9 protein-coding genes and 1 pseudogene are annotated in these 11,991 nt (G+C 60.1%); 4 read left to right on the plus strand and 6 right to left on the minus strand.

Translation table 11 applies throughout. The features are described 5' to 3' along the window. Window positions 1-205 precede the first annotated feature (205 nt). The 4 genes and pseudogenes from BPHY_RS33460 (at window position 206) to BPHY_RS38915 (ending at window position 4,699) form a co-directional block, all read left to right on the plus strand. Window positions 206-880 carry a hypothetical protein gene (locus tag BPHY_RS33460; protein ID WP_012405904.1) on the plus strand — a complete coding sequence of 225 codons (675 nt, stop codon included), beginning with the start codon at window positions 206-208 and terminating at the stop codon, window positions 878-880. A 241-nt stretch (window positions 881-1,121) separates the two neighbouring features. Beyond that, entirely contained in the window at window positions 1,122-1,415 is a 294-nt protein-coding gene (locus tag BPHY_RS33465; RefSeq protein WP_012405905.1) for a hypothetical protein, read from the plus strand. A gap of 380 nt (window positions 1,416-1,795) precedes the next feature. Next, a pseudogene (locus tag BPHY_RS33470) lies at window positions 1,796-2,975 on the plus strand (porin). A gap of 773 nt (window positions 2,976-3,748) precedes the next feature. After that, a complete protein-coding gene (locus tag BPHY_RS38915; protein ID WP_012405906.1) occupies window positions 3,749-4,699 on the plus strand; it encodes a glycosyltransferase in 951 nt (316 codons plus the stop codon). 22 nt (window positions 4,700-4,721) lie between these two features. On the opposite strand, the gene rfbB is transcribed toward BPHY_RS38915, so the two are convergent. From rfbB to BPHY_RS33510, 6 genes are all read right to left on the minus strand, one after another. Next, window positions 4,722-5,783 (minus strand): dTDP-glucose 4,6-dehydratase, encoded by a 1,062-nt coding sequence (gene rfbB / locus BPHY_RS33485; RefSeq protein WP_012405907.1) that lies wholly within the window; start codon window positions 5,781-5,783, stop codon window positions 4,722-4,724. A 45-nt stretch (window positions 5,784-5,828) separates the two neighbouring features. Next, window positions 5,829-6,782: a glucose-1-phosphate thymidylyltransferase RfbA gene (gene rfbA / locus BPHY_RS33490; RefSeq protein ID WP_012405908.1), complete on the minus strand. Its 954-nt coding sequence runs from the start codon at window positions 6,780-6,782 to the stop codon at window positions 5,829-5,831. 64 nt (window positions 6,783-6,846) lie between these two features. Next, a complete protein-coding gene (locus BPHY_RS33495) occupies window positions 6,847-7,806 on the minus strand; it encodes a glycosyltransferase family 2 protein (RefSeq protein WP_012405909.1) in 960 nt (319 codons plus the stop codon). Window positions 7,807-7,831: 25 nt separating this feature from the next. Further along, window positions 7,832-8,971, minus strand: a complete 1,140-nt coding sequence (locus BPHY_RS33500; RefSeq protein ID WP_012405910.1) for an NAD-dependent epimerase/dehydratase family protein — start codon at window positions 8,969-8,971, stop codon at window positions 7,832-7,834. Window positions 8,972-9,041: 70 nt separating this feature from the next. Beyond that, window positions 9,042-10,289: a flippase gene (locus BPHY_RS33505; RefSeq protein WP_012405911.1), complete on the minus strand. Its 1,248-nt coding sequence runs from the start codon at window positions 10,287-10,289 to the stop codon at window positions 9,042-9,044. Window positions 10,290-10,315: 26 nt separating this feature from the next. Beyond that, the gene (locus tag BPHY_RS33510; protein WP_012405912.1) at window positions 10,316-11,980 is read right to left on the minus strand and encodes a glycoside hydrolase 5 family protein; all 1,665 of its coding nucleotides are present in this window, start codon (window positions 11,978-11,980) and stop codon (window positions 10,316-10,318) included. Window positions 11,981-11,991: the final 11 nt, after the last annotated feature.

Here is an 11,991-nt window from a genome sequence, read left to right on the forward strand (position 1 = left end):
CGCCACGCGGCGCGTGCCGTCGAAGCAAAATCGCGGGCGTCACCCGGGCAACGGCTGACGTCCGCCTGCTTTTGGCGAATTCTGTCAAGATGCGCGCTGCCCGTTCCTCACGTGTGTGGCGAAAACACACACCGCATTTTTTCCTCTGATCATGCCGCAAACGATTGCTTATACTCTGTGCACCTCTTTCTCCGAGGCGCAATGTATGTGGCAGGAATCGCTCCAATATTTCCAACGAATCAGCTTGAGCGCGCCGATCACTCTGGCGCTGGCGTCGGGAGCAGTCGGCTCCGTCATTACCCTCGTGTGGATTTCCGCCCGCGACGCCAGAGAGCGCAGGCGTCAGCGACGCGACACCGCCCTGGATCTCGCACTCGCGCTGGAAAGCTATGCGCGCACCTGCAGGACCATGATGCACAAGGCTGCGTGGGCCGCCGCCAAGCCTGTCGGCCCCATGAGCCTCGAAGCCATCGACGGCGTGTCCATTCCGCCGTTTGCGTATCCCGACAGGCTCTCATGGCCCGTCCTGAACCGGAAGGTCATTTCCGAACTGCGCGAGTACCCCGCTATGGTGCACGCCGCCCGCGAATACCTCGAAGCATTCCGGCAACTCGGCGAGCCACTCGATCTTTGCAGCCGCGTCGAATACGAATGCGCGAAGCTGGCCACGTCCGCATTGGCGCTGGCCCGCGCCACGCGCCGCCGGCACGGCGCGGCGGCATGGCGGCCCGGCGCGAAAGATTCCGCCATGGAACGCGAACTGTTCGACTTCATCGCGAGCGCCGAGGAAAAGCGCAAGGCATCGCTCGAGCGTCGAGCGGAATTCTCTGTTGAGCGCCAAGCCGAAACGCAGCCGTTTAATCAGGCGGTAAGCGCCTGAACGTTTGTGCGCGGGTGCGTCAGCCGTACGCGAGCGCGGGACGCATCCATGCACGAGCAAAGCCCTGCTATCCACATACAGCACCCTCTGCCCGTTTCGCCGATTAGGCACGAATCCAGCAAGTAAGCCTTCCTGCCAGACGCCTTATTCTCCAGAACTCCCCTGACTAGACTTGGCATCAACGTTGAAGCACGGCCGTTCAACGAACTTTCGATCCCTCATCTGTCTCTGGAGAACTGTCATGAAAACCAGGCTCGTCGCCGCTGCCCTTGTTGCCGCTACTGCACTCGTCTCCGCTCCCGTCTTCGCGAGCGGCTTCGGTCCGGCTCCGTACTACAACCCGGAAGCAGGCGCACCGGCGTCTCAGCGCGGTCCGGTCGCGCAAGCATCGCAAGGCGGCGATAACGCTGCGACTTCGTATGGCGGCGCCACTTCGGGCACGTCGCAAGCAGGCGGCCTGTTCCACAAGCGCAGCACGGGTGCCGATTCGTGCGTGGGCCCTGTCAGCTACTGCAACATCTATTTCGGCAGCTAAGCATTCATGCGTGCGCTTGCGTTCGACATGAACAGCTGTTTGCGTCAGCACCCCGCTTCATGGTGAAGCCGCTGCTGACGCGCATCGCCCCGGCCGTTCCAGTTCTTCTTTTACTTCGCTTGTCGGTCAACCAGCGCGCTGGACCGACGTAACGCATGACGCCTCGACGGATGATCTGGCATCGTTCGTGGCATGACCCTATCCGTGTCGCTCCGCACGCAGCTGTCTGGCGGTTCCGCCAACGATCACATAAAGTCTACAAAGAGCATCGCGCCAATTCGTAGCGGGTAATTCGCACGTTGCCCCCAATTGGCACCCATATCGTTGTTCAAGCGTTGCAAGAGAAGTCCTTTCTCTCGGTCCTGAGCCGGAGCGCAAGAATGAACAAGTTACTTATAAGCGGTGCGACGACGATGATCGCGCTTGCCGGCGTTGCACATGCGCAAAGCAGCATCACCCTTTACGGGCTGATCGACACGGGGCTCACGTATACGAACAATCAGATTGCCCGAACGGGCAGTGGACACAGCAACTGGGAAATGACGAGCGGCGCCGTCCAGTACAGCCGCTGGGGTCTTCGCGGGGCCGAAGATCTGGGTGCCGGGTTGAAGGCCATCTATACGTTGGAAAGCGGCTTCAACCTGAACAACGGGCAGTCTGCATCGAGCAACCGGATCTTCAATCGTCAGGCCTATGTCGGTCTGTCGAGCCGCAACTATGGCGCGTTCACGCTGGGTCGGCAGACGGACAGGCATGGTCGATTTCGTCGCGCCGCTTTCGTTGACGGGAACGGAGTTCGGTGGCACGCATTTCGCGCATCCCTTGGACAACGACAACCTGAACGATTCATTCCAGATCAACAACTCCGTGAAGTACCTGAGTCCGAATTTCGGTGGACTCAAAATCGGCGCGCTGTACGGCTTTTCCAATCAGGCGGGCGGCTTCACAAACAATCGCGCGTATAGCTTCGGCATGTCCTATATGTGGGGCGGCTTCAATTTCGGCGTTGGTTATCTCGGGCTCAGCAGTTCCGCGCGCACCCCGGCGACGTTGAATACGAATGGTGCCGTCACCGATACAACCGGCGCGTCCCTGCAGGGCCCGCTCGCACCGACGGGTGTGCCTTTAGGCGTGCTCGCCAGCAGCCAGAAGACTTTCGGCGCCGGCGTGAACTACACTTTCGGCCCGGCTGTTGCCGGGTTCGTGTACTCGCACACCAAGCTCGCTCAATTCTTTCAGAGCGGGCTGAGCGGGACTTTCCAGAACTTCGAAGGAAACATTCGCTATGCGCTGACGCCTGCCGTCGAAGTCTCAGGTGCATACACCTACTCGCGCGCGAGCGGAAACGGAGGAGGCGGCCTACCCCATTGGAACCAGCTCAGCGCGATGGCCGACTACCAATTCTCGCGACGCACCGATGTCTATATTCAGAGCGCCTGGCAGCGCGTGAGCCCGAGCGGCACTTCACCATTAGGCGTCGCGTGGATCAACGGCGTCACTGCGCCGTCTTCCACGACCAATCAGATTGAAGCCACCGTGGGCCTGCGGCATCGGTTCTAGCGTCTCGAAACGCTGCGTGGTACTTCATTGATGTGCGCATGCGAGCGCTATGCTTGACGAGGTGGTTCGCACCCGCAGGATGCTTTAAACCGGTCCCCGGATTGCTGCCTGGTCAGATATCCCGCGGCAGCCATATCGGCAACGACGGGTGGCGGCGATCCCTCCTGAGTTGGCCGGACCGGGCGTGGCTCTTCGATGAGTTGAGGCGGCGCCACATTGACCCTCGCGCCCTGCGCGAACGTGAGTATGCGCAATTGGCTCCAGTTCTGCGGCAACAACGCTCGACGAACGAGGATCAGGTCTTGCTGCCCAGCTCGTGCATGGGAGATGAACATGGTCAGACTTTTCGGCATCTTGGCTTTAGCGGCCGCCGTCGCGGGATGCGCCTCGGCCCCGCCCTACGATAGCAACTACCCTGCATATGGTGGTCCGGGCTATTACACGCCCGGTCCAAGCGTTGGCGTCGGTGTGGGAGGCGGCAGCTTCGGCGGCGGAGTGGGCGTCGGCGTCGGTGTGGGGTTCTGAACAACAGAGCAATTCGCGGCCGCTGGCGATTGTGTGGGAACGTTTGATGCAGTGGACGCTCGCCCGCCGTCTTGCCGCCGCAAGGCTCAGCCAATGGAGGCGTGGCCGCACTGATGGACGCGGTTGGCTGACAAACCGGACGGTGACGTCAAACGTCTAGACCTTGTCGGACCGGCGGCGCTGCCGTTGCGTAGTGTCGAATCACAGGAAGCCGCACGTACCGGCGCGAAGCTTCGGAGGCGACGCAAGTGAGCGACGAGGGAAACACCTATCCATTGGTAAGCGTCTATATTCCAACGAAAAACCGGCTGCCGCTTCTGCAAAGAGCGGTCGCATCGGTCTTGCAGCAGACCTATCCTCGTATAGAACTCGTCGTCGCCGACGACGGCTCAACGGATGGCACGCGCGAATACCTTGACGAACTTGCCGCGTCGGGAAAATGCGTGGCCGTCTTCCTGCCGGTAAGCGAAGGCGCGTGTGCAGCGAGAAACGCTGCGATCTCAATGACGACAGGCGAGTTTCTCACCGGCCTGGATGACGACGATTACTTCCTTCCGCAACGGATCGAATGTTTCGTGCAGCGGTGGAGAGAGCTTTCTACACACGGCCGAACGGATCATATCGCCGGGCTCTTCGATTCGTCCCGCTGGATCGGCCGCGCAATGGAGAGGACGCTCTTCGACCGCGCATGCGCTCATCCGCGCGACCTCGCGGCTGCGTGCGCCGTCGGTACGCAGGTATTTTCGATACGCGAGAGGTTCATCGCCGCCGGGCTTTTCGACCGCTCGATGCAGGTCTGGCAAGACTGGGACTTGTGGCTGAGGATGGCGTATCGCTATGGAGAATTCGTCGGCATCCGTGCATGCACTTATGTGATCGACGCGACACACCAGCACGAGCGGATTTCCGACCGTTCCGAAGCGGCACTGCGGCGCGCCGCGCAGCTGTTTGCGGCCAAGCATTACGCGTCGGCGCCTGTTCAGAAGTTCAGGATACGCTCCGTCTTCGTGGACTACCCACAGGTCCGCCTCGGGTTGCTCGAACTGGCAGGACTGCTCGCGATAGGAAACCGGAGAGCCGTGGGCAGATATCTGCTGCGGAAAACGGTCGGTCCCGAGCTGTACGACCAGATACGCCGGCGGCTTGCCGGCTGGTCGGTTATCTTCACGAGACGCGAGTCGGCGGGATTTCGCCGGTGAATGCGGCGCCGCGATCGGTCTCTCACGCGTCTATCAGATCATCCGCGCCCGCCAGCTTAAGGTAGGCGCCCGACGTCACATCGCTGACCCAGCGCTGGTGAGCGAGATACCAGTCGACCGTCCTTCGTAGCCCGGTTTCGAACGTCTCTTCCGGCGTCCAGCCAAGCTCGCGCTCCAGCTTGCCGGCATCGATCGCGTATCGGCGGTCGTGCCCCGGGCGATCGGCGACTGCCTTGATCTGGTCGAGGTACGAACCCGATGCTTTCGGCAGCCGTTCGTCGAGCAGCCGGCACAACGCATGCACGACGTCGATGTTCGCCACCTCGTTCCACCCGCCGATGTTGTACGTGTCCCCGGGCCGGCCTTTCGCAAGCACAGCGCGGATTGCGTTGCAGTGGTCCCCGACATACAGCCAGTCCCTCACGTTCAACCCGTCGCCGTAGAGCGGGAGCGGCTTGCCGGCCAGCGCACGGGTTATCGTCAACGGAATCAGCTTCTCAGGGAACTGGTAGGGACCATAGTTGTTCGAGCAGTGTGTCGTCAGGGTCGGCAAGCCATACGTGTGATGCCACGCGCGCACCAGGTGGTCGGAACTCGCCTTGGATGCGGAATAGGGGCTGTTTGGTGCATAAGGACTGCGCTCCGAAAAAGGCGGCGCGTGCATCGACAACGAGCCGAATACTTCATCTGTCGATACATGCAGGAAGCGAAACTCGTCCCGCGCGGCGGACGGCAATGCCTGCCAATAGCGATGCGCCGCTTCGAGCAGCGTGAAGGTGCCGACCACATTGGTGTGCATGAATTCGCCAGGGCCGTGAATCGACCGGTCGACATGGCTCTCTGCCGCGAAATGGAGGATTGCCCGCGGCTGATATTGATCGAGTAGGTAATCCATCGCCCTGCTGTCGCAGATGTCCTCGCGCACGAAGATGTGACTCGGGTCGCCGCGCAGAGATTCAAGCGTACCGAGGTTGCCTGCGTAAGTCAGCTTGTCGACATTCACAACCGTTTCATCCACTCTGTTCAACCAGTCGATGACAAAGTTCGCCCCGATGAAGCCCGCTCCACCCGTTACCAGAATCATGGTCGCCCTCATTGGAAAATGCAGGTCCGGCAATCAGCTCTTGCCTTAAGAAACGCGCCGAATGCGGCCGCTACCAATATGTTGAGGTTCTGCCTCTACAGTGGCCTCCCTGGTCGGCCATGCGACCCGGTCCTGCGCAATGTCCGTCAGGTACCGGCCGTAAGCCGACTTCGACAGCGGTCGGGCGAGGGCCTGCAACTGGTCGCCGTCGATCCATTGCATGCGAAACGCGATTTCTTCCGGGCAAGCGACCATCATGCCCTGCCGCTTCTGAAGCGTTGCGATAAAGGTGGACGCGTCGATCAACGAGTCATGGGTGCCCGTATCCAGCCACGCGTAACCCCGTCCCATGATCTCGACATGCAATTGCTGACGCCGCAGATAATGTACGTTGACGTCCGTGATTTCGAGCTCGCCGCGTGCCGAAGGCTTGATGTCCGCCGCAATGTCGCAGACCTGTCGGTCGTAGAAGTAGAGCCCGGTAACGGCGTAGCTCGAACGCGGCTTCGCCGGCTTCTCTTCGATTGAAAGCGCCTTGAATTCCGGGTCGAATTCGACAACGCCATACCGTTCCGGATCGTTCACATGATAGGCAAATACCGTCGCACCGTCGTCGCGGTCGTTTGCGTGCGCCAGCTGCTTCACCAGTTCGTGCCCGTAAAAGATATTGTCCCCAAGAACCAGTGCAGAGTTGTCGTTTCCGACGAACGAGCGGCCGATGATGAACGCCTGGGCCAGTCCGTCCGGCGATGGCTGCAGCGCATATTGCAGATTGATGCCCCACTTGCTGCCGTCGCCGAGAAGCGCCTGAAACCGCGGTGTATCTTCCACCGTCGATATGACGAGCACATCGCGTATGCCCGCTACCATCAGCGTGCAAAGCGGGTAGTAAATCATCGGCTTGTCGTAGACGGGAAGTAGCTGCTTCGAAACCGAATGCGTGACCGGATACAGACGCGTACCCGACCCGCCAGCGAGGATGATTCCTTTACGAGCCATGACCGCCTCCTCAAGTGCATGTAGCCTGGTTACAGTGGTTGACGGCGCGCATGCGCGATGCACGTCATATTCCTTCTTTCCGCGCCGGGCTCTTCATATAGCCGGACGGCGCCGTGCGCGAGACGGCGAGCCCCAGACGGAATCCTGACGCGATACCGCGCAATACGCTTTTGCGACCTGCCACCGTAAAGCGCGGGTATTTGTAGAGCATGGCGAGAAGCGAATAGCCGATGGCGACGGCGGATGAAAACCTGCCCAGACTCTTTCGGCTGAAATAAATCCGGTTACGCGTGACATAGAACAGCGTGAATGGACTTTCGCCGCCACCCGTCGAAAAGCTGACCTTATGCGCCACTTCCGACGACGGAACGTAAAGCAGCCGGATGCCCGCTTTGTTCATGCGCCATACGAAATCAACGTCGTCGTAATACACGAAGTACTGCTCGTCCATCACGCCAACACGCGAAAACACGCTCTTGTGCAGCAACGTGAAGCATGTCGGAGCGTACTCTGTGACGATTTCCTGATTGAACTGGCCGCGATCCTCGACACCGTCGCCGACGTGCTTCACGACGGCCTTCATCTTCGAAATGCCCCCTCCCGCACACCATATGCGTTTCGTGCCGTGATAGAAAATCTTTGGACACGTCGCCAGTATGTCGCCTTTACCATTGCGATCGACGAGTTCTGCGATGGTTCGCACGCCCCTGAATTCGACATCGTTATTGGCTAGCAGCACATACTCGCAACCGTCCGCGAGCGCGAGCTCGATTCCCTGGTTGTTGCCGCGCGCGACACCCAGATTGGCGTTGTTGAAGATGACGCGCGTATCGATTCCCACCTGGTCCGCCAGCTTGCGCGCCAATACGCTGCCGCTGTCCGTCGCGCTGTTGTCGATTACGTACAGCTTGAGATTCACGTCCTGCTGCAAGCCGAGAGACGCGAAGAAGTCGTCGAGCACATCGTCGGACCGGTATAGAACGGTGACGACGCCGATCAGCGGTCTTGAACGGTCGAAAGTCATTTCGCTACTCCTTGGGATCTTTCCGTCAGCTTTGGTAGAGTCCTCGCGACTTCATCTCGGTGACGCTCTTGTCGTAGGTGTCAGGCGCGACATCCTGTCTTTCGACCCATGCCGCAAAACGCGCGATGCCTTCGTCGAAAGAGACCTTCGGCTGAAATCCGAGCCGCTCGCGCGCTCGCGTGAGGTCCGCATAGTTGTGACGGATGTCGCCCAGGCGGAATGCGCCTGTCACGTTGATCGGAACACGACTGCCATACAGATCGCGCAGTTTCGTCGCCACGCCCAGCACCTCGGTACGCTCGCCTGAGCCGATGCCGAAGATTTCATTGTCCGCAGTGGGACTCAGAAGGGCGGCCATCGTGGCGTCGCACACGTCGTCGATATAGACGAAATCGCGGCTTTCCTTTCCGTCTTCGAATACGTTGATCGGGTTTTCATTTTTGATCCGCGTCGAGAAGATCGACAGGATTCCCGTGTACGGATTCGACAACGATTGCCCGGGACCGTAGACGTTCTGGTAGCGAAGTGCGCAGCCCGCTATGCCCAGCGACCGGCATACGGTCATCACCATCTGCTCCTGGTTGTACTTGGTGATGCCGTACACGGAAGATGGATTGATCCGCGAATCCTCGTCGGTGGGCAGACACTCCATTTTTTCGCCCGTACGCGGGCACATGAAATCGAAATGCCCGGCACGCATTTCATTTTCCTCACGCGCGCCCGGATAGACGATTCCGTCCGCGGGCGAGCGATACTTCCCTTCGCCGTAAATCGCACGCGACGAAGCGACCACGACCTTCCTGACCGTGTGTCCGGTATTCTTCACGAGCACGTCGAGCATCAGCGCAGTGCCGCGCACGTTGACCTTGATATAGCGGTCGACCTCATACATCGACTGGCCCGTGCCCGTCTCTGCTGCGAGGTGCACGATTGCGTCTTGCCCCCGCATCGATCGCTCCAGTGTTTCACGGTCCAGCACTGAGCCCTCGATGAAGCGCACCTGATCCTTCACCGACAGAAACAAAGCCGATTTGTTGTAGGGATCGTCGCCGTGAATCTGCGGCGACAGATTGTCGAGCACCGTGACCGTCACGTTTTGACTCACCAGCTTTCGGGCGAGATTCGAACCGATAAAGCCGGCACCACCGGTAATGAGCACTTTCATTCTTGCACCGCTCCTTAAGGTTCCAACCGTGATCCCTGATGTTCGATCCTTCAGGGGGATAGACCACGCGTCATCGAGTGTCGAACGCCTGCACGACGCCCTTCGAATACAACGTGTAGGCCATTGCTACGACCACTGCCGTTTGCGTGATGAGCACCGCTGCCGCAGCGCCAGCGGCAGCGAACCACGTCGCAAGGACGTAAATCAGCACGACGTTCAATGCGCCCGACGACAACAGGATCCGGCTGAACTGATTTTTCATGCCGAGCGGCAGCATGGCCTGCACGCCAAATATGTTGGCCAGTCCTGCCATGAGCGGCAGAAAGGCCATCCAGCGCAATACGTCGGTAGTGGGGAGGAAATGCGCGCCGTACAGCACTTTCACCGCATAGGGCGCACTGACGAAAATGGTCAGCGAGACGGCGAGCATGATGGTGCCCTGCGCCGCCAGCAGCTTGCGGAGCAGGGCCATCGCATCGTCTCTCGCGTGATGCATCAGATAGCTCATGCGGGGATACGCGGCATTGGACAGCGGCGTGATCATGCCGATGCCTGCCTTCACCAGCTTGTCCGCTGCGGCGAAGTAACCCGCTTCGACATTGCCGGCGACGAAGCCCAGCACCACGGTGTTCGTGTATGCGTAAAAATTCACCGAAAACACGGCAACGAACACTTGCCATCCCGCGCGTAGTGCGGCAACGATGTCGGCGATCGACGTGCGGAACCGCCCGACCTCCCCGCGCAAAAGCACATACCCGAGGATGACCAGGCTCGCCCCAAAGGTCACCGCGCTATTGATGCCCATCGCCCAGTAAATATCCGACTTCGTTCGAACGAGCAGGAGCATCGCGGGCAGACTGAGTACGCGTCCCGTGAAGGTCACCATGCTCAGCAGCTTGAGCTTCTCCATACCCTGCATGTACCAGCCTGGGCACAAGCTGGCGCCAAGCGCCGTACCATAGCCGATCGCCAGCAGTTTCCGGTCATCCGCGAGACGTCCGACAATGAATGTCAGCGCCATCAGTGCGATGAATCCCGCGATCGCGATCAGGATTTGCGCGGTCAGCGTGGTCCAGAAGAGTTCAGTGCACTTGTCGCGGCTATCGCGATGAACCGAAATCTGTGGTGTGACCGTCAGATCGAACCCGTACTGCGCGAAATTGACGAAGTACATGATGATCGCCATTGCCACACTGAGACGGCCGAACCCTTCCGCGGTCAGCACACGCGTCTGCCAGGGCACGATCAATATCGGCACCACGTATGTCGATATCTGCACCAGCAACAGAAAAGCGGCGTTCTTCTTCACCGACGACATGGGAGCTCCCAATATCCGACATTCGATCAACGCACGACGGCCTCTGGCACCAGGTAGGACGGCAGCGGCCCAAGCCGCCACTTCAGCCCAGACGCGGCCGCCGTCACGGGAGACTCGGCGCCTTGCCAGTCGCGTTGCACGTACTTGCCCGCCGGCACCTGAACCGACACCACGCGAGCGGCGCGCTCCGTTGTCCATCCGACGATGACGGGCTCCGAATTGCCGTACTGAAACACCTTCACGTCGTCGTCGACCAGTGCCGTGTGCCATTTCCTGTTTCCGAGCGTAGCCGCGAGCACGGCCGACGCGACGTAAGCGGGCTTTGGCGAGAGATCCTTCCTGAGCAAGCCGAAGTTGTCCTCTTTGTTCGAAGGATCGATGCCGTCGTCGACGAAGTCATACCAGAACATGACCTTGGCGGTGCTATACCTTCTCGACAGCAGATAGCTTCTGACCAGATATGCCGCCTGCGACGTCTGATCCAGTCCGGCCGACTCGGGGCTCGATGGCCAACCCAATTCGGTCACCCAGAGCTGAATGCGCTTTCCGTCCGTTCGCGGATTCTGTTCGGCCAGCTGACCGAGATAAGGCCATGCCGTCGGAATGCTGACGGACCCAATCGCGGCACCCGCAGTCGGATAACCCTTTTCCGGCGTGTGCGGCGACATATATGGATGGACGCTAAACGCATCCTGGTAGTCGAGCGCGCCGCTCTTCTTCATCTCCACAAGACAGTCGCCACCCGGGCCGCCGCCAGCGCCACCTCCACCGCACGAAACCACCGTGGCCTGCGGGCTGCGCTCCTTGATCTGCACGTAGACGGTTTTCAGCAACGCCACATAGTCGGGATAGCCGATCTGTGCGAACGCGGGCTCGTTCCACACTTCCCAATGCTTGACCGTCGCGCCATAGTGGCGGACCACCTCGTCGACGTAACGAACGAAGAACCGCCGCGCTTCCGGCGTCCTCGGAAAGCTCTGGTCCCCACCGAAAAGCGCCGGATAGGCTTTCGCATTGCCATAGGCCAGCACGATCAGCGGCGAGATTCCGAGCTTCGACGCGTGATTCAGATAGTCCTCATAGTCTCGCGGAAAAACGAATAGGCCCGGCTTCTGTTCGATGTGATCCCAATAGAGCTCGTCGCGTATCCACGAAAAGCCAGCCGTTTTGACGAGCGGCAACACCACTTCCGGTGATCCTTTTCCTTGTGCAAAATGCGTGACCACACCGAAATCGGGAAAGGGCGAGCGTCCGCGTGACGGAATGGCCGCGACATTGATGCGCTTCGTCGCTACTGTTTTGCCGTCGGCGGAGAGCAGGGTGGCGTCGACCAGAAACAGGCCCGCGCGCGGGAGCGCAATGCTGACCGTCGTGTTGACGCCTTCGCGCGTCAGCGTAATCGCCTGCCGGTAGGAAGCAATGGGATCGCTCATCACCGCGCCATCGGCGTCATAGCTCAGGAGCGATGTCCGAAGCGTTGCGCTGCCCGTTTGCTCCTGGGGCGGTACACCGAACTCGATCTTCATATTCCCTGCGCCGTGCGCGATCAGCGAGCCCGCGGGATTGTTCACACCGAGCGTCGCCTCCGCGCTCCGGGCAGCGGGCATGCCTGCACACCCCATCGCGACTGCCAAAAGCAGCAGTACACGCGTCGGCGTCGTCAAACAGCTGAGAACACGACCTGCGGACATGAAGCCTCCTT

Origin of the sequence: Paraburkholderia phymatum STM815, from assembly GCF_000020045.1 — a bacterium.
Classification (GTDB): domain Bacteria; phylum Pseudomonadota; class Gammaproteobacteria; order Burkholderiales; family Burkholderiaceae; genus Paraburkholderia; species Paraburkholderia phymatum.